Source organism: Plantactinospora solaniradicis, from assembly GCF_042658085.1.
Lineage (GTDB): Bacteria > Actinomycetota > Actinomycetes > Mycobacteriales > Micromonosporaceae > Plantactinospora > Plantactinospora solaniradicis.
Window position 1 is genome coordinate 358,921 of the sequence record NZ_JBHSPR010000010.1, and the last position, 18,428, is coordinate 377,348.

Below are 18,428 nucleotides of genomic sequence, written 5' to 3' on the forward strand. Positions count from 1 at the left end.
CGACAATGGCGTGATGTCGGAGGAGAATCCGTACCTCGCCAATCCCCGCCGCCTGCTCGCCGAGCAGGTGGCCGGGCAGACCCGCCGACGGTATCCGGCCGACATCCTGGCGATCGGCGTGTACGGCCCGCTCGCGCACGGCGACGACGACGAGACCAGTGACGTGAACCTCGTCGCGGTCACCTACCGGCCGGGCACGGGACCGCGCCCGGCCACCCGGCGGCTGGACGGGGTGCTGGTCGACCTCGCCCCGGTCGGCGCGGACGACTACCTGGCCCAGGCCCGTACCCTCTCGACGTCGTGGCCGCTCGTCGCGGACCGGTACGTCAGCACGAAGCCGCTGCACGATCCCACCGGATGGCTGCCGGCGCTGCGTGACGCGCACCTGGGTCGGTTGGCCGCGGCCCGCCCGGCGGAGTTCACCTCGCTCGCCCGGCAGGCGTGGTGCCGGGGATTCGCGGCGCACACCCGGGCGGTCCGGCTAGCCGAGTGGTACCAGACCGATGCCGCGCTGCTGATGCTCGGGGCCGCCCGGCTGGCCGCGGCGACCGTGGTCGGATTCTTCACCCGCACCTATTTCCGGACCGACGCCGACGCGGTGATCCGGACCGGACTGGCCGGGGCCGACATGACCGAACTGGGCACGGTACTGCGCGACCAGGCCACGGAGTTGGCCGCCCGGGGTCGCCCGGTGGACGGAACGGTCGCCGACCTGTTCGGCGACTGATCCCGGCTCAGCTGACACCGACCCCGATCAGCCGGCCGACCAGGTATGTCGCGGCGGTGGCCGCCGCGCCGAGCAGGAGTTGCCGACCGCCGCTCACCCACCACTTCCGCTTGGTGAACCGGGCGACCAGCGCACCGGCGACGAACAGGCCGAGACCGCCCACCACCAACGCCAGCCACAGGCTGGAGAACCCCAGCAGGTACGTCACCAGCGGCACCAGGGCGCCCGCCGAGAAGCACATGAACGAGGAGAAGGCAGCGGTCCACGGGCTGGGCCGCTCGTCGACGTCGACGCCGAGTTCCTCCTGGACGTGCACCCGGAGCGCCTCCTCCGGGTTGTGCCGGAGCGCGTCCGCCACCTGCTCGGCCAGATCGCGGGGCAGGCCGCGTTCCGCCCAGGCGTCGGCCAGTTCCCGGGCCTCGCCGGCCGGATTCCGTGCCAGTTCGCGGCGCTCCTTGGCGACCTCGGCGGCCACCTGCTCGTTCTGGGACTGCACGCTGGTGTACTCGCCCAGACCCATCGAGATCGCCCCGGCGACGAGGCCGGCGAACCCGGTCAGCACGATGTTCCGGGGCTCGGCGCCTCCCCCGCCGACGCCGGCGATCAGGGCGATGTTGGTGACCAGGCCGTCCATCGCCCCGAAGACGGCGGGCCGCAGCCAGCCGCCGGAGACGTCCGCGTGGTGGTGGTCGCTGACCCGGGTGGAGGCGTCCGTCACGGCAGGGTGAGGATCTCGTGACCGTCCTCGGTGACCACGATCGTGTGCTCGAACTGTGCGGTCCAGCGCCGGTCCTTGGTGACCACGGTCCATCCGTCGTCCCACATGTCGTACTCGTGGGTGCCGAGGGTGATCATCGGCTCGATGGTGAACGTCATTCCCGGTTCCATGATGTCGGTGGGCCGGGGGCTGTCGTAGTGCGGCACGTAGAGGCCGCTGTGGAAGGCCTCGCCGATGCCGTGCCCGGTGAAGTCCCGGACGACGCCGTAGCCGAAGCGCTTGGCGTACGACTCGATGACCCGGCCGATCACGTTGATCTGCCGGCCCGGTACGACCGCGCGGATGCCGCGCATCATCGCCTCGTGGGTCCGCTCCACCAGCAGCCGCGCCGGCTCCGCCACCTCGCCGACGCAGAAGGTCGCGTCGGTGTCCCCGTGCACCCCGTCGAGATACGCGGTGACGTCGACGTTGATGATGTCGCCGTCCATCAGCACGGTCGAGTCGGGGATGCCGTGGCAGATCACCTCGTTCAGGCTCGTGCAGCAGGACTTCGGGAAGCCCTTGTAGCCGAGCGTGGACGGGTAGGCGTTGTGGTCGATCAGGAACTCGTGCACCACCCGGTCGATCTCGTCGGTGGTGACGCCCGGCTTGCAGTGCTCCCCGGCGAGCTGGGTGGCCTGGGCCGCGATCCGGCCGGCGACCCGCATCTTCTCGATCGTCTCGGCGGACTGGACGTGCGAGCCTCGCCACTCCTTCGGCCGCTTCTTGCCGACGTACTCGGGACGGACGATTTGCGGCGGCACCTGGCGCCACGGGGAGAGCGTGCCGGGAGTCAGCGGCGCACGGACGGTCATGGCCTCCAGCCTAACCTCGGCCCCCGGACGTGCTCACGCTTCGGTGACCCGCACGACATCCGGACTTCACCGGACAACCTCACAGCGGGGTGACGTACGCGCCGGTGATCCCCCCATCGACCACGAACTGGGCGGCGGTCATGAACGAGGCGTCGTCGCTGGCCAGGAAGGCCACCGCAGCGGCGATCTCCGCCGGCTCGCCGAACCGCCCCATCGGGACGTGCACCAGGCGGCGGGCGGCCCGTTCCGGGTCCTTGGCGAAGAGCTCCCGGAGCAGCGGGGTGCCGATCGGCCCCGGACAGAGCGCGTTGACCCGGATCCCCTGCCGGGCGAACTGCACGCCGAGTTCCCGGGTCAGCGCCAGCACGCCACCCTTGCTCGCGGTGTAGGCGATCTGTGAGGTCGCCGCCCCCATCAGCGCGACGAACGAGGCGGTGTTGATGATCGACCCCTTGCCCTGGCGCAGCATGTGCGGAATCACGTACTTGCAGCACAGGTAGACGCTTGTGGTGTTGACCCGGAGCACCCGTTCCCAGGCGTCCAGGCCGGTGTCGAGGATCGAGTCGTCGTCCGGCGGCGAGATGCCGGCGTTGTTGAACGCGATGTCGATCCGTCCCTGCCGGGCCGCGACCTGATCGAACAGATCGCGTACGGCCGGCTCGTCGGCCACGTCGCACTCCACGAACTCGCCGTCCACCTCGTCGGCGGCGGCCCGCCCGGCGTCGGCCGCGATGTCGACGCAGACCACGTACGCGCCCTCGGCGGCGAGCCGACGTACGGTGGCCAGCCCGATCCCGCTGCCGGCGCCGGTCACCACGGCCACCCGTCCGACCAGTCGATCACTTGTCATCGCCGTACTCCCCTTCCGGATCACCACCGTTCCCGGCATCCTCGCCGACCTCCCGTCGGTGGTCGAGGACCAGATCGGCAGGTCTGGATCCGGGCGGTCCCGGCTACGCTCCGACCAGCGGGGCCGACAGCGGAGGAGTGCCATGACCGAGGACCGGGACGGCGTTGTCGTCTACTGGCGGCAGGGGTGCCCGTACTGCATGAAGTTGATGTTCCAGCTGCTCTTCACCCGGCTGCGGTACACGAAGGTCAACATCTGGCGGGATCCGGATGCGGCGGCGTACGTCCGGTCGGTGGCGAACGGCAACGAGACCGTGCCGACGGTGACCGTGGCGGGCCAGCCGATGGTGAACCCGTCGGCACGCAAGTTGCTGGCTGCCGTCCGCGAGCACGCCCCACATCTGCTGACCCGGAACGACTGATCTCCGCCGCTGTCGCCACGCCGACCGGCAGCCATCCGGCGACCGTCCCGCCGACCGCCTCGGGCGGCCCGCGTTGACACCTAGTCGTCGGTGGCGATGAAGACGTTCTTGACGTCGGTGAACGCGTGCAGGGCGTCCGGGCCGAGTTCGCGGCCGAGGCCGGACCGTTTCATTCCACCGAACGGCGTCCAGTAGCGCACCGACGAGTGCGAGTTGACGCTGAGGTTTCCCGACTCCACGCCCCGGGCCACCCGGATCGCCCGGCCGACGTCCCGGGTCCAGATCGAGCCGGAGAGGCCGTACTCGGTGTCGTTGGCCAGCGCCAGCGCCTCGGCCTCGTCGTCGAACGGCAACACCGAGACGACGGGGCCGAAGATCTCCTGCCGCCAGTGCCGCTCGGCCGGCGAACGGGCCAGCAGGACGGTCGGGGCGTACCAGAAGCCGGGGCCCTCGGGACAGGAGCCGGTGAAGGCGACCTCGGCACCAGCCACCGAGGACGAGACCGACTCCCGTTGACCGGCCGAGATGAGCGGCCCCATCTCGGCCGTCTCCAGCGCCGGATCCTCCACCCGGAAGGCGCGGACGGCCGGCTCCAGCAGTTCGAGGAAGCGGTCGTACACCGGGCGCTGGACCAGGATCCGGGACCGGGCGCAGCAGTCCTGGCCGGCGTTGTCGAAGACCGCGTACGGCGCGGTGGCCGCCGCCCGCTCCAGGTCGGCGTCGGCGAAGACGAGGTTGGCGCTCTTGCCACCGAGTTCGAGGGTCAGCCGCTTCACCTGCGCGGCGCAGCCGGCCATGATCCGGGTGCCGACCTCGGTCGAGCCGGTGAAGCAGATCTTCCGGACCGCCGGGTGCGCGACGAACGCCTCGCCCACCACGCTCCCCCGGCCGGGCAGCACGGTGAGGACGTCCGGCGGCAGCCCGGCGTCGAGAGCCAGCTCGGCCAGGCGGATCGCGGTCAGCGGGGTCAGCTCGGCCGGTTTGAGCACCACCGTGTTGCCGGCGGCCAGCGCCGGGGCGAAACCCCAGGCCGCGATCGGCATCGGGAAGTTCCAGGGCACGATCACCCCGACCACGCCGAGCGGCTCGTAGAAGGTGACGTCCAGCCCGCCGGCCACCGGGATCTGCCGGCCGACCAGCCGCTCCGGCGCCCCGGCGTAGTAGTCGAGGACGTCCCGTACGTTGCCCGCCTCCCACCGGGCGTTGCCGATGGTGTGCCCGGAGTTGCGTACCTCCAGTTCGGCCAGCTCCTCCAGGTGCGCGTCGACCTCGGCGGCGAACCGGCGCAGCAGCCGGGCCCGGTCCCCCGGCGCAACCAGCCGCCACGACCCGTACGCCCGCGCCGCCCGGTCGATCGCCGCGTCCGTCCGCGCGGCGCCGGTCGCCGGCACCGTCGCCACCACCAGCCCGGTCGCCGGATTGACCAGGTCGGTGACCGGTGCCGACCGCCCGTCCGGGTCGGTGACCGGTGCCGACCGCCCGTCCGGATCGGCGCCCCGGTCAGAGCCGTTCGAAGCCACGTCGCAGCTCCCAGTCGGTCACCGCGGCGTCGAAGGCGGCCAGCTCGACGCGCGCGTGGTTGGCGTAGTGCGCGACCACCTCGGCGCCGAACGCCGACCTCGCGGTCGTGGAGTCCTCCCAGCGCACGAGCGCGTCGCGCAGCGTCGCCGGCACCCGGGCGGCGGAGGAGTCGGCGTAGGCGTTGCCGGTGAACTCCTGCTCCAGGTCGAGCCCGGCCTCGATCCCGTGTACGGCACCCGCCACCAGCGCCGCGATCGCCAGGTACGGGTTGACGTCCGCCCCGGGTACCCGGTTCTCCACCCGCATGCCCTGGCCGTGCCCGACCACCCGGAGCGCACAGGTGCGGTTGTCGGTGCCCCAGCGCAGCGCGGTCGGCGCGAACGACCCGGGCTGATAACGCTTGTAGGAGTTCACGTTCGGCGCGAAGAGCAGGCTGAAGTCGCACATCGTCGCCAACAGCCCGGCCAGCACCCGCTGCCCCGTGCCGGAGAGGTGGGCCGGACCGTCACCGAGCATCGCCGAGGAGCCGTCGGTCCCGCGGAGCGAGAAGTGGATGTGGCACGAGTTGCCCTCCCGCTCGTTGGGCTTGGCCATGAAGGTGATCGCCATACCCTCCTGGGCGGCGATCTCCTTCGCCCCGTTCTTGTAGACCACGTGGTTGTCGGCACAGGTCAGCGCCTCCGCGTACCGGAAGGCGATCTCGTGTTGGCCGAGGTTGCACTCGCCCTTGACGCTCTCCGGGGTCAGGCCCGCGCCGGCCATCTCGGTCCGGATCCGCCGCAGCAGCGGCTCGACCCGGGCGGTGCCCAGCAGCGAGTAGTCCACGTTGTACAGGTTCGCCGGGGTCAGGTCGCGGTAACCCCGGCGCCAGGCGTCCTCGTACGAGTCTCGGTAGAGCACGAACTCCAACTCGGTGCCGGCGTACGCGGTCAGCCCGTGCGTGCCGAGCCGGTCGAGCTGGCGGCGCAGGATCTGCCGGGGCGAGGCGACCACCTCCCCGCTGCCGTCCAGCCAGGCGAGATCGGCCAGCAGCATCGCGGTTCCGGGCTGCCAGGGGACCCGGCGCAGCGTGGTCAGGTCGGGAACCATCGCGAAGTCGCCGTAGCCGCGTTCCCAGCTCGACATCTCGTACCCGCCGACGGTGTTCATCTCGACGTCCACCGCCAGCAGGTAGTCGCAGCCCTCGCTGCCGTGCCGGAGCACCTCGGCGAGGAAGTACGGCGCGTGGAACCGTTTGCCCTGGAGACGGCCCTGCATGTCGACCAGGGCCAGCACTACGGTGTCGATCTCACCGCCGTCGACCGCCACCCGAAGTTCCTCGACCCGCATCGGGGTGACCCGGCCCGTCAACGCCCCTCCTCCGGGCTGCTCGGCGCGATGCTCTCCGCCGTGCTCGGCGCGATGCTCTCCGCCGTGCTCGGCGCGATGTTCTGCGGGGTGCTCGGCGTGATGTTCTGCCGAGGGCCGGTGAACCAGTGCCGGGCGCTGAGTACCCACCACAGCCAGGCCGCGCCGAGCACCACCGCCACGGCGACGATCGTGTAGTTGAAGGTCGTCGCCGTGATCGGACCCGAGGTGGGCAACACGAAGAGGACACAGATCACGCCCACCCAGCCGATCGCCAGCCAACCGACCAACGGACTCCACCGGCCCAGGTTCCACGGGCCCGGCGCGAAGTCGGGGCTGCGGCGACGTAGGAACACCGGTCCGACGTACGCGATGTAGAGGCCGATCACCGCGATCGAGGTGGCGGCCAGATACGCGGTGGTGTTCCACAGCGACGGCAGCACCAGCAGGGTCGAACAGGCCACACAGAGCCAGATCGAGTTGGTCGGCGTACCGGTCCGGGCGTTGACCCGGCGCCAGATCCGCGAGCCGGGCAACGCGCCGTCCCGGCTGAAGGCGTACGTCATCCGGGAGTTCGCGGTGACCGACGCCATCCCGCAGAAGAACTGCGCCACCACGCAGATGAAGAGCAGGAAGATCCCCGTCTCCTCGCCGGTCGCGTCGATGAAGATCTGGGCCGGTGGCAGTCCCAGCTCGGTCTGCCGCTGCGCGTCGTAGTCCCGGATCGACCAGGTGATGGCGAACAGCAGGAAGAATCCGGCGATCACCGAGACCACCACCGACATCACGATGCCCCGGGGCGCCGCGCGGGCCGCGTCGTGGGTCTCCTCGGCGACGTGCGCGCTCGCGTCGTAGCCGGTGTAGGTGTACTGGGCCATCAGCAGGCCGATCAGTACGGCGTAGACGGCCGCCCCGCCGAAGTCGAGGCCGGTGGCGTTGCGGACCTCGAAGAAGACCTCCGAGATTGGCTTGTGCTGGTCGGGCACTATCGCCAGCACGCCGACGATCGTCGCGACGCCGACGAGATGCCACCAGGCGCTCACGTCGGAGAGCACCCGGACCAGGTTCACCCCGAAGGTGTTCAACAGCCCGTGCGCGACGATGATCACGAGGAAGACCACGAAGGTACGCTCCGGCGTCACCTCGAGGCCGAAGGTCAGGCTGAGGAACGCCGAGGTGGTGATCGCCGCGCCGAAGTCGATGGCCGCGGTGACCGCCACCTCGCCGAGGAAGTTGAACCAGCCGATGAACCAGGCCCAGGCGGCCTTGTTCCGCTTGGCCAACGCCGCCGCCCACCAGTACAGCGCCCCGGCGGTGGGGTAGACCGAGCAGATCTCGGCCATCGCGAGCGCCACCAGGGTGACCATGCCGCCGACGAAGAGCCAGCCCAGGGTGATCGCCATCGGGCCGCCGGCCGTCATCGCGATGCCGTACGACGTGATCGCACCGGCCAGGATCGAGATGATCGAGAACGAGACCGCGAAGTTGGAGAACCCGGAGAGCTTCCGCCGCAGTTCCTGCTGGTAGCCGAGCTGGGCCAGGCGTTGCTCGTCGAGACCGATCTCCGGCGCCGCTGGCGTACCGGTCGGCTGGGTAGGTGCGCTCATCGGTGTCTCCTTCAACCGTGCCGGATGAAGACTGTGACCCTCGCCACGCCTATGCCGAGATCGTCCGCCGGCCGGAGATCCACGTCAACCGATCGCGCCCGAAGTCCGCCGGCGTGTCGGTGGCAGAGTGGATCGCATGCGCATCGGGGTGCTGGGCCCGCTGGAGGTGCTGGCGGACGGAACGCCGGTCCCCATCGGCGGCGTACGGCTGCGCGCGTTGCTGATCCGGCTCGCCCTCGACCCCGGCCGGGTGGTCAGCACTCCGGCCCTGATCGAGGCACTGTGGCCGGACGGCGGGCCACGGCAGCCGACCCACGCCCTGCACTCGCTCACCTCCCGGCTGCGGCGGCTCCTCCCCGACGGGTCGGTGCTGCGCTCGGCACCGACCGGCTACCGTCTCGACCTCCCCGCCACGGCGGTGGACGCCTTCCGGTTCGAGCAGTTGGCCCGGGCGGGCCGCCGGGCGCTGGACGACGGCGACGCGTCCCGCGCCACGGCACGCCTACGCGAGGCGCTGGAGCTGTGGCGGGGCGATCCGCTGGCGGACGTCGCCCAGGCCCGGTACGCCGGGGCGGTGATCGCGAGGCTCCAGGAACTGCGGCTGGTGGCCATCGAGGACCGGCTCGCGGCGGAACTGGCGGCCGACGCCGTACGGCCGGCGATAGCCGAACTGGAGCAGCTCACCACGGCGCACCCGCTGCGGGAACGGCTGCGGTGGCTGCTGGTCCGGGCGCTGCACGCCGACGGCAGGCAGGCGGAGGCGCTGGCCGCCTATGCGGCGTACCGGCAGATCCTCGCCGACGAGTTGGGCAACGAGCCCGGCCCGGAGCTGCGGGAACTCCACCTGACGGTACTGCGCGGCGAGCGGCCGGATGCCGCCGCGAGCGGTCGTGTCACCGGGCCCGGTGGTCTGCCGGTGGCGCTGACCAGTTTCGTCGGCCGGGACGTCGAACGGCGGCGGATCGACGAACAGCTCCGGGCGTACCGCCTGGTCACCCTGGTCGGGCCGGGTGGGGTGGGTAAGACCCGGCTCGCCGCAGCCGTGCTGGCCGAGCTGCCCGGTCCGGTCTGGCTGGTGGAACTGGCCCCGCTGACCGACCCCGGCGAGGTTCCCCGCGCCGTCGCGGACGCGCTCGGGCTCCGGGGCGTCGCCGACCCGGTCACCCGGCTTGTCGAGGCGCTGTCGGTCGCGGCGCCGCTGCTCGTACTGGACAACTGCGAACACCTCGTCGACGCGGTGGCCCGGCTCGCCGCCGAACTCCTCGGCCGCTGTCCACGACTGCGGGTGCTCGGCACCAGCCGCGAGCCGCTGAGCATCACCGGAGAGGCGATCTGCCCGGTACCTCCGCTCGATCCGGCCGCCGCCGTACGGCTGTTCACCGATCGGGCCCGGGCGGTCCAACCCGTCGTACCTCCGGCCGGAAAGATCGCCGAGGTCTGCCGCCGGCTCGACGGGTTGCCGCTGGCGATCGAACTGGCCGCCGCCCGGCTCCGCTCGATGTCCATCGACGACCTGGCCGCTCGGCTGGACGACCGGTTCACCCTGCTCACCGGCGGCAGCCGTACCGCCCTGCCCCGGCACCGGACACTGCGCGCGGTCGTGGCCTGGAGCTGGGATCTGCTCACCGAACCGGAACGCGAGGCGGCCGGGCGGCTCGCGGTCTTCCCGGCGAGCCTGACCGCGTCCGCCGCCGAGCACGTCGGGATCGGCCCGGACCTCCTGCACGCCCTCGTCGACAAGTCCCTGCTCCAGTACGACGACGGCCGGTACCGCATGCTCGAAACGATCCGCGCGTACGGGCTGGAGCGGGTCACCGCCACCGGTCGGCTCACCGAGGCCAGGGCCGCGTACGCGGCCTGCTTCCTCGACCAGGCCGAACGGGCGGCGCCGCACCTGCGCGGGGCCGGCCAGTTGCCGTGGATCGCCCGGCTCGGCGCCGAACGCGACAACCTGCTCACCGCCCTGCGCTTCGCCGTCGAGTCCGGTGACGCCGAGACGGCGGTACGGCTCGGCGCCGCCCTCGGACAGTTCTGGACGATCCACGGCGATCACGCCGAGGCGGCGAACCGGTTGCGCGGGGCGCTCGCGGTACCGGGTGCGGTACCCGAGCAGATCCGACTGGAGGCGGTGGCGAGTTTCCTGCTCAGCTCCATGCTGTCGGGCGACCTGGCCGACGCGGCGGCGGTGGCCGGACCGGTACGCGGATCCGGCCCGACCGCCGCCCTCGTCCGGGCGCTCCTCGCGCTGGTCGGCGGCGAGTTCGGCGTCGGGCTGTCCGCGCTGGACGGGTACCTGGCCCATCCCGACCCCTGGACCCGGGCGATGCTCTGGCTGGTCCGGGCATTCCTGCTCGGCACCGAGGGGGACCGGCACAACGGCCGCCAGGCGCTGGGCACCGCCGTCGAGGGCTTCCGCGCGGCCGGTGAACGCTGGGGCCTGGCGCTGTCGCTGATGTCCCTGGCCTCCACCGCGCTGTCCGCCGGTGACTTCGACGAGGCCGTCGCCGCGCTGGACGAGACGATGACCCTGCTCCGGGTCCTCGGCACCGACGCCGACCAGCGGATCTGGGCGGCGATGGTCCGGGTCGACGCGGGCGACGTGACGGCCGCCCGCGCCGACCTGCTGGACGTGCTCGACCAGGCGCCGTCGACCCGGCACATCGCCCTGGCCCGGCTGGCCCTGGCGGACCTGGCCCGGTACGACGGTGACCTGCGCGAGGCGGCACACCAACTCGCGCTGGCCGGCGTGGACGGCGACCCGGCGTACCGGGTGTTGTATTCGGCCGGTGCGGGCCGGCTCGCCGTCGCCACCGGCGACCTCGACGCCGCCGCCCGGCACCTCCGCCAGGCGTACGCCCTGGCGGTCACCATGCCCGACCTGCCGATGGTGGCCATGGTCGGGGTGGGCGTGGCCGACCTGCTCCGGCACGCCGGCCATCCGGAGCGGGCGGCGCGGATCCTCGGCGCCGCGCACGCCCTCTCCGGGGGGCCGAGCGCCCGGAACCCCGACGTGCTCCGGCTGACCCGGGACCTGCCGGCCGTGCTCGGCACGGAGGGCTACCGGACCGCGTACGACCGGGGCAGGCACCTGGGTCGCGACGCCGCGCTCGGGCTGATCCGGGACAGCTGAGCCGCCCCGCCCGGGGTCACACCCGTACGCCCGCCCCGCGTCGTCGGGCGACGAAGGTGTCCCGGCACCCGGAGCAGCAGAAGCCGTACCGGGTGCCGTCCAGGTCGAGGGTGATCGCCTTCTCGTTCAACGGAACGACCACCCCGCACAGCGGATCCTTGACCGCCCTGCCGGCCGCGAGGTCGTCCCGGTACGGCTCGCCGAGCATCTCCACCAGGTCGGTGGAGGTCCGGGGCACCCCGTCGAGACCGATGGCGCCCTCCGAGATGCCGAGCACCAGCACCAGCACGGCGGGTCCACGCCCCGGTTCCGCCCGGTCGTCGCCCGCACCCAACTCCGAGAGCACCCTCGTCACGTGCGCGATGAGCGGCTGGCTGAGATCCTTGCGCCACGGCGCCGGCACGTACGCCCGGACGACGTACCGGGGTGGATCGGCCGGCGCGAGCGGTTCCCCGCCGACCACCCACGCCGCCGGCTCGTGGATCACCACCTGGAACATCGACCGGAAGACCTCCGCCGTGCCGGGCTGTACCTCGGCACCACCGCTCAGTTCGTGCATCGACCCGAGCCGCTGGGCCACCCGCAGACGCTGCTCCGGATCCAGGTTGCCCTTGGCCGTGATGAGTTCGACAAAAATCATGTCCCGAATACCTCCTTGCCGGCAGCCTGCCGATCGGGTCTGCCGGATCGCTCACAACCGACTGTCAGGGCCACCCCGGGTCGTGGGCGTGTCGGCACTTGATTTCGGCAATATCATCTGGTGGATCGGCTAGGTTTTCCGGCATGGGATTGCTGGGCGACGCGGTGGCGGTGCTGAACGAGCGAGGCGTGCTGGACCGGCTGGGCCGGCTGATCCAGCAGGTGTACCGCCGGGCGGCGGACCGGCACGAGCCGGAGCTCGGTGACGACGCCATGAGTTTCGGCACCACCGTCTGGCGCAACCTCGTGCACCTGGGCCAGGCCGAGTTCGCCGGGGTGGACGGGGTCCGGGTCCGGGTCGAGGACAACTCGCTGGAGATCCTCTGCGCCGGGTACGTGGTACGGCTCTACTCGCTCCAGGGCGGCGTCGAGTCGATCCGCTGGGAGGGCAGCGAGGCCCGGCTCGGCGGCGCGGTGGAGAACAGCCGCGACCGGCAGTTGGCCTTCGACGACGAGGGGCAGTTCCCCGAGGTGTTCGCCGGGGTGGTGCCGCCGAAACGCCACGTCCGGATCGCACACACCGGGGACATCGTCACCGGCGAGGCGGTCGCCTACGTCGGGCTGCCCCGGGACAACCGGGACGGCGGCTCACCCTGGTTCGAGGTGCTGCTCTGGTTCGGTGAGCCGACCACGTCGGGTCAGGCGTTGCCGGTGGTCGAGGGCGCGGTGCCGCAACCCCGGCACGACGAGTTCCCGATTCCCGAGCTGGAGCTTCGGACCCTGCCCGTCGGCGGCGAGCACGACCTCGCACCGCAGTCCGGCCGTGCGGCCGGACGGTCCGCGTGACGGGCCGGCTCCGACCGCCCGTTCCCGCTGCCGCGGCCGCCGCGGCGTTCGCCCCGCACACTCTCGCGCTGGCCCGCCGGTGGCGACGGATGCGGAAGAACGAACTCGCCCGGCAGATCGGGGTCACGGCGGCGGCGGTCAGCCAGTACGAGCTGGGCCAGGCACGTCCGTCGGCGGCGGTACTGGCCCGGCTGGCGCTGGCGCTGTCGATGCCGGTCGACTTCTTCGCCGCCGGGTTTCCTCCGCCGGTCACCCCCGGGCAGGCGCACTTCCGTAGCCTGCGGACGACGAGTCAGGCCGAACGGGACCAGGCGGAGGCGTTCGGCGAGATCGCCTGGCGGGTGGTCGAGGTGGTCGAACGGCACCTGCGGCTGCCCCGACTGCGGCTGCCGCAACTGGATCTGGCCGAACCCGCCGGTGCCGACGACGTACGGGTGGCCGCCACGACCGCCCGAGAGTCGTTCGGCCTCGCGGCGGCTCCGGTGCCGCACATGGTCCGGTTGCTGGAGGCGTCCGGGGTGATCGTCCTCGCCCTGCCCGACGTCTCCGAGCGGGTCGACGCGTTCTCGCACTGGTACGGCCAGCGTCCGTTCGTCTTCCTCAACCCGGCGAAGGACGACAAGGCCCGGTCCCGGATGGACGCCGCGCACGAGCTCGGTCACCTGCTGATGCACCACGACGCCGAACCCGGCAGCCAGCTCCTGGAGCGGCAGGCCAGCGCGTTCGCCTCCGAATTCCTGGCCCCGAGCGCCGTACTGCGCGACGAGTTGCCCGCCCGGCTCGACTTCGACCGGCTGCACGAACTCAAGCGCCGCTGGGGGGTCAGCCTGAAGGCGCTGGTCTACCGGGGGCATGACCTGGGCGTCTATCGGGAGCACACGTACCGGCGCGGGATGGGCCTGCTCGCCCAGTGGGGCTACCCCGAACCCGGCGACCTCGGGCCCCGGGAAGCGCCGTCCCTGCTCGGCAAGGCCGTCGAACTGCTCGACCGGCAGCAGGTCACGATCGAGAGCCTGGCCACCTGGGCCGCGCTGCCACAGGTGCTCGCGCACACCGTCGTGGCCGCCGCCACCGAGCGGCTCCCCGAGCTGGATCTCACGGCCGGCTGACGTCACCGCACGGTCCCACCCGGCGTCACCGCACGGTCCCAACCCGTCGTCACGGCACGGTCCCACCCAGCGTCACCGCACGGTCCCACCCGGCGCCCGGTACCCGGGCCGGCGGGTAATTGCCTTGCCGGACGCCCTCGATGACGCGCATCCTCATAGCCGTGACATGGCAGGAGTTCTACACCGCGTGCCGCTGCCGACTGCGGCGCGCCAGCTTCCTGGCCTGATCGGACGACTTCGCGCGCGATCTCGGCGCGCCGGTCCGGCTGGCCGGACCAGGGCCCCGAAGCGGGGCCCGAAGCCGGGTCCTCGGACGACCCGGTCATTGCGACGGCGCGGGGCGCGGTCACCTCTCTCATCGAGCACGGCGGCAACCGTGCCAACGCCCGCCCCGCGCCGCCGCACCACTCCCGTCCCCGGCTGGGGCGACCGGGCTAACCGAGGTCGACGACCAGGCCGGGCTCGACCGTCGTGACCGACCCCGTGAAGCCGGCCCGGGCCGCCGCGACGAACCGGGCCGGATCGGCGCCGGGCCAGAGGTGGGTGAGCAGCACCGCACCCGCATCCGCCCGGGCCGCGTACCGGCCGACCTCGGTGGCGGTGGAGAGGTTCCCGGCGTACCGGTCCGGCAGCCGGTCGGCGAAGCTGGCCTCGGCGAGCAGCAGATCGGCGTTCCGGGCCAGTGGCACCAGCTCCGGGCTGGGCCCGGTGTCCCCGGTGTAGGAGAGCACCCGGCCACCGGCCGCGATCCGTAGCCCGGCGTTGGGCACCCAGTGCGGCAGCCGCCAGGTGACCGCCTGGAACGGGCCGATGTCGAACCTCGCGCCGGGATCGAACTCCCGCAGTTCGTAGCCGTCGTCGATCAGGCCCGGTTCGTCTATCGTCAGCAGCCGGTCGAGGCTGCCGTACGGGGTGAAGACCGGCAACGCCGGACCGGTACGGTCGGTCAGCACCCGGGCCCGCAGCAACGGTTGCAGGTCGGCGCAGTGGTCCGGATGGCTGTGACTCACGAACACCGCGTCGATCCGATCGGCCGGGGCGTACGCCAGCAGCCGGGCCAACACGGCGTAGCCGGGATCGATCAACAACCGAAAGTCGTCCTGCTCGACCAGGTAACCGCTGCATCCCTGCTCGGCCGTGGGATAAGCGGCACAGCCGCCCAACATCGTGATCCGCACCCGCTGTCCACTCCCCCTGGTCGACCTCGTCGGTGATCGCTTCGGTCAGCTTGTCGGTAGTCGCAGCATGTCCCAGTGCGCCGCCCTCGGCCGGCACCACGGGACGCACTGGCCTAGCGTGCCCTCTCAGTCACGACGTGCGATCACGTTCGCACCGCGACCCGCCTCCGCGCCGGAGCCGGCATCCGGCGCGGCGACGACGACGAGAGGAGACGACATGACGAGGATGCTGCCACGGCTGCTCGCCGGGTTCGGGTTGGCCCTGGCCGGGCTGGCCGGTCCGGCCGCCCCGGCGACCGCCCACTCCGACGCATCGCCCGCCCGGAGTGGCGCATCGCCCGCCCAGACCGACAGGTCCGCCGCCGCCGCGACGGGGCTGACGATCACCGGTCGGTACGCGCTGCTCGGCGACACGCCGGACATCGTCATCCTGGTGGGGCGGTACAGCTGTGGTCCGTACCCGGACGGTGTTCCGGAGCGCGGAGTCGTCGATCTCGGCGTCCGACAGCTCGTGGACGGCATCGAGACGAACGCCTTCGGCTACCTGGAGCCACAGGTCTGCGACGGCGAACCCCGGTGGTACGCCGCCGAGCTGCGCAGCTACGCCGGCTCGTTCGTCACCGGCGCGGCAAGCTGGAGCGGCTCGGGCTACGTGGAGGGCCCGGGTGGGATGCAGCACGTCCACGTGCCGACGACGCCGATCCGGATCCGTCCCGCGACACTCAGGTGAGGACGAGGCCGACCAGCCAGACGCCGGTGATGCTGAGCGCTGCGGCCAACTCGACCAGCAGGGCGAGCCCGACCGCCTGGAGTGCGTGTTTCGTCGACGGCCAGGCGAGGCGGGCTTGGCCGAGCCTGGCCAGCTCGGCGAGCCACAGCCCGAGAACGAACCCGAGGACCAGCCCTACCACCGGTACGACGAAGAACCCGACGATGCCGAGCACGCCACCGGCGAGCAGGGAGATGGTGGGTACGCCACTGCGTTTGAGGTTGCGACCCGGCCAGAGATACTTGATCACCGTCCCGATCAGCGTGATCACGGTGGCCAGACCGAGCACCACCCAGCGGCCCACGCCCGCGCCGTCGCCGAAGAACGCCCAGACCAGCACGCCCAGCCAGCACAAAATCAGTCCGGGCACCATCGGCACGATCACCCCGCAGACGCCGACCACGATCGTCACGCCACACAGGAGGGTCACCAGGCCATCGGTGTCGGTCATGTCCACGCCCTACAGGGTGCCCTACTGACGCCGATTGATCCGCACCGAACCACCGGCTCCGCTCACACCGTCGGGTCAGCTGCTCGGCTCAGGCCACCGGCTCCCGTCGGCCGTCCGCCCGGGTCGCCAGGTACCGGGTGATCTCACTCTCCGGTGCCGGCGCGCCGAAGTGCCGGCCCTGGGCGGCGTCGCAGCCCAGCGCCCGGAGCTGGTCGGCCTGCCCGACCGTCTCCACCGCCTCCGCGGTCACCGACAGGCCCAGCGCGTGTGCCAGCCGCACCAACGCGTCGACGATCCGGCCGTCCACCAGACCCTGTCGGTCGCTCGACCGGATGCCGTCGACGAAGGGGCCGGCGAGCTTCAGACTGTGGATCGGAAGCCGGCGCAGGTACGCCAGATTGGAGTACCCGGTGCCGAAATCGTCGATCGCCAGCCGTACGCCCAGCGCGGCGAGCCTGCGCAGCGCGGGCAGCGGCTCTCCGGCAATGGCCATCACCGCGCTCTCGGTCAGTTCGAGTTGCAGCAGGTCGGCCGGCAGGCCGGTCCGGCGCAGCACCTCGGACACCGTGGCGACGATGCTCGGATCGCCGGCCTGCCGGGCCGCCAGGTTGACGCTGACCACCAGCCGGGCGTCGGGAAAGTCCCGGAGCCAGCGACTGGCCGCCTCACAGGCACGCGTCAGTACCCAGCGGCCGAGTTCGATGATCAGCCCGGTCTCCTCGGCCAGGCCGATGAACTCGTCGGGGCCGAGTAGTCCCCGCTCGGGGTGCCGCCAGCGGACCAGGGCCTCGGCCGCGCAGATCTCCCCGTCGGTCAGGGTGACGATCGGCTGGTAGTCGACGGTGAACTCGTCCCGCTCCAGCGCTGCGGACATCGCGACGACCATTGCCGACTTGGCCTGCTCCCGGGCCCGACGCTCGGGGTCGTACGTCGCCCACCGGCCCCGGCCTTCCGCCTTGGCCCAGTAGAGGGTGACATCGGCGGCCTTCATCAGCTCGGACGCGGTGGTGGCCGCGATCGGGCCTGCCACGATGCCGATGCTCGCCGTAACCGACAGTTCGTGGTCACCGATCTGTACCGGCTCGGCGACCACGGCCAGCGCCGCCTCCGCCACCGCCCGGACGGCCCGGCAGCCGGCGTTCTGACTGATCAGGATCACGAACTCGTCGCCGCCCATCCGGGCGAGCAGATGTCCCTGCCCGGCCACACAGTCGGCGAGGCGGCGGGCGACGGCGACCAGCAGGTGATCACCGAGGTCGTGGCCGAGGGTGTCGTTGATCGCCTTGAAGCCGTCGAGGTCGAGGAAGCAGAGCCCGACCCGATCGTCGGGCTGCGCACCGGCGAAGACCTCGGCGAGCCGGTCGAAGAAGAGGGTCCGGTTCGGCAGCCCGGTCAACGGATCATGGGATGCCTGGTGGCGCAGTCGCTGTTGCAACTCGCGCCGCTCTGTGATGTCCTCCGCCACCGCCACCGTGAACCGAGGTCGACCGTCGTCGTCCCGGATCAGCGAGACCGCCAGATCCGTCCAGACCGCGCTGCCGTCCTTGCGCCGGTAGCGCTTCTCGACCCGTACCGCGTCCTTCCGGCCCGCGAGCAACTCCTGGTAGAGCTCCCACATCCCGGCCGCGTCGTCCTGGTAGAACAGCGAGGAGACGTTGATCTCGCGTAGTTCCGGCACCGTGTAGCCGAGCAGTTCCGCAAAGGACCGGTTTACGTCGATGATCTGTCCGTCGACGTCGGCGATCCCGATCCCGATCGCGACGTCGACGAAGACCGCCCGGAACCGTGTCTCGCTGTCCCGCAGCGCCCGCTCGACCCGGTCCCGCGCCGCCCACGCGGCCTGGGCGATCCGCTCCTGCTGGTCGAACGTGCGCCTCCGCAGCGCCTGGGCGAACCCGGCCGCCAGGGCGCCCTGCAGGGCCGGAATCCGCGACGCCATCGTCGACTCCGGAAGTGCCGGCCGCAGTACCAGGGCCGGGAACTCGTCGGCGAGGCTGCGCACCGACCAGTCGACGACTTCCGGATCGACGATGTCACCGTCGACCATGGCCTGGCCCACCTCGTACGCCGCCTCGGCGACGAACGGCTCGGCGACCGCCGCCCGGGCCAGCCGGACGGTCAGCACCAGCAGGAGCCGCTGCTTCTCGCTCCAACTCGTCGGAATGGACCCGAGCCGGGCCACCGCCGTCGCCCAGCGCGCCGCATACCGGTGCACGCCGGACTCGCTGAACCGCTCCTCCGGACACCGCCGCACCTCTTCG

16 protein-coding genes are annotated in these 18,428 nt (G+C 71.9%); 6 read left to right on the forward strand and 10 right to left on the reverse strand.

The annotated features are described in order from the left end of the window. Positions 1–13 precede the first annotated feature (13 nt). The gene (locus ACFP2T_RS14130) at positions 14–727 is read left to right on the forward strand and encodes a nucleotidyltransferase domain-containing protein (RefSeq protein ID WP_377421537.1); all 714 of its coding nucleotides are present in this window, start codon (positions 14–16) and stop codon (positions 725–727) included. A 7-nt stretch (positions 728–734) separates the two neighbouring features. Here the strand turns inward: ACFP2T_RS14130 and ACFP2T_RS14135 are convergent, their stop codons facing one another. The 3 genes from ACFP2T_RS14135 to ACFP2T_RS14145 all read right to left on the reverse strand — a co-directional run bounded on the left by ACFP2T_RS14135 (position 735) and on the right by ACFP2T_RS14145 (position 3,149). After that, entirely contained in the window at positions 735–1,445 is a 711-nt protein-coding gene (locus ACFP2T_RS14135) for a VIT1/CCC1 transporter family protein (protein WP_377421538.1), read from the reverse strand. Continuing rightward, positions 1,442–2,299, reverse strand: coding sequence for a type I methionyl aminopeptidase (gene map / locus ACFP2T_RS14140; RefSeq protein WP_377421540.1), 858 nt, complete (start codon positions 2,297–2,299; stop codon positions 1,442–1,444). Before map ends, ACFP2T_RS14135 begins: the two co-directional genes overlap by 4 nt. A 79-nt stretch (positions 2,300–2,378) precedes the next feature. Then, positions 2,379–3,149, reverse strand: a complete 771-nt coding sequence (locus ACFP2T_RS14145; RefSeq protein WP_377421542.1) for a 3-oxoacyl-ACP reductase — start codon at positions 3,147–3,149, stop codon at positions 2,379–2,381. A 142-nt stretch (positions 3,150–3,291) separates the two neighbouring features. On the opposite strand from ACFP2T_RS14145, the gene ACFP2T_RS14150 reads away from it, so the two are divergent. Continuing rightward, complete coding sequence (locus tag ACFP2T_RS14150) at positions 3,292–3,570, forward strand: mycoredoxin (protein WP_377421544.1); 279 nt, start codon at positions 3,292–3,294, stop codon at positions 3,568–3,570. Between the two features lie 80 nt (positions 3,571–3,650). Here the strand turns inward: ACFP2T_RS14150 and ACFP2T_RS14155 are convergent, their stop codons facing one another. The 3 genes from ACFP2T_RS14155 to ACFP2T_RS14165 all read right to left on the reverse strand — a co-directional run bounded on the left by ACFP2T_RS14155 (position 3,651) and on the right by ACFP2T_RS14165 (position 8,045). After that, positions 3,651–4,997 (reverse strand): aldehyde dehydrogenase family protein, encoded by a 1,347-nt coding sequence (locus tag ACFP2T_RS14155; protein WP_377422811.1) that lies wholly within the window; start codon positions 4,995–4,997, stop codon positions 3,651–3,653. A gap of 73 nt (positions 4,998–5,070) precedes the next feature. After that, entirely contained in the window at positions 5,071–6,420 is a 1,350-nt protein-coding gene (locus tag ACFP2T_RS14160) for a glutamine synthetase family protein (protein WP_377422813.1), read from the reverse strand. A gap of 17 nt (positions 6,421–6,437) precedes the next feature. Continuing rightward, entirely contained in the window at positions 6,438–8,045 is a 1,608-nt protein-coding gene (locus ACFP2T_RS14165) for an amino acid permease (protein ID WP_377421545.1), read from the reverse strand. Positions 8,046–8,181: 136 nt separating this feature from the next. Here ACFP2T_RS14165 and ACFP2T_RS14170 point away from each other — a divergent pair, with 136 nt between their 5' ends. Further along, positions 8,182–11,175, forward strand: a complete 2,994-nt coding sequence (locus ACFP2T_RS14170; protein WP_377421547.1) for an AfsR/SARP family transcriptional regulator — start codon at positions 8,182–8,184, stop codon at positions 11,173–11,175. Positions 11,176–11,191: 16 nt separating this feature from the next. Here the strand turns inward: ACFP2T_RS14170 and ACFP2T_RS14175 are convergent, their stop codons facing one another. Next, positions 11,192–11,815, reverse strand: coding sequence for a hypothetical protein (locus ACFP2T_RS14175; RefSeq protein ID WP_377421549.1), 624 nt, complete (start codon positions 11,813–11,815; stop codon positions 11,192–11,194). A gap of 143 nt (positions 11,816–11,958) precedes the next feature. Between ACFP2T_RS14175 and ACFP2T_RS14180 the strand changes: the two genes are divergently transcribed. Further along, complete coding sequence (locus ACFP2T_RS14180) at positions 11,959–12,660, forward strand: hypothetical protein (protein ID WP_377421550.1); 702 nt, start codon at positions 11,959–11,961, stop codon at positions 12,658–12,660. Further along, on the forward strand, positions 12,657–13,769 hold the full coding sequence (locus ACFP2T_RS14185) for an XRE family transcriptional regulator (RefSeq protein ID WP_377421552.1): 1,113 nt from the start codon (positions 12,657–12,659) through the stop codon (positions 13,767–13,769). Before ACFP2T_RS14180 ends, ACFP2T_RS14185 begins: the two co-directional genes overlap by 4 nt. Before the next feature lie 434 nt (positions 13,770–14,203). Here ACFP2T_RS14185 and ACFP2T_RS14190 read toward each other — a convergent pair whose 3' ends face one another. After that, entirely contained in the window at positions 14,204–14,947 is a 744-nt protein-coding gene (locus tag ACFP2T_RS14190; RefSeq protein WP_377421554.1) for an MBL fold metallo-hydrolase, read from the reverse strand. Positions 14,948–15,164: 217 nt separating this feature from the next. Here ACFP2T_RS14190 and ACFP2T_RS14195 point away from each other — a divergent pair, with 217 nt between their 5' ends. Further along, positions 15,165–15,677, forward strand: coding sequence for a hypothetical protein (locus ACFP2T_RS14195; RefSeq protein ID WP_377421556.1), 513 nt, complete (start codon positions 15,165–15,167; stop codon positions 15,675–15,677). Here the strand turns inward: ACFP2T_RS14195 and ACFP2T_RS14200 are convergent. Further along, entirely contained in the window at positions 15,670–16,173 is a 504-nt protein-coding gene (locus tag ACFP2T_RS14200; RefSeq protein WP_377421557.1) for a DUF456 domain-containing protein, read from the reverse strand. The genes ACFP2T_RS14195 and ACFP2T_RS14200 overlap by 8 nt on opposite strands. A gap of 82 nt (positions 16,174–16,255) precedes the next feature. Then, positions 16,256–18,421, reverse strand: a complete 2,166-nt coding sequence (locus ACFP2T_RS14205) for a putative bifunctional diguanylate cyclase/phosphodiesterase (protein ID WP_377422816.1) — start codon at positions 18,419–18,421, stop codon at positions 16,256–16,258. Positions 18,422–18,428 lie beyond the last annotated feature (7 nt).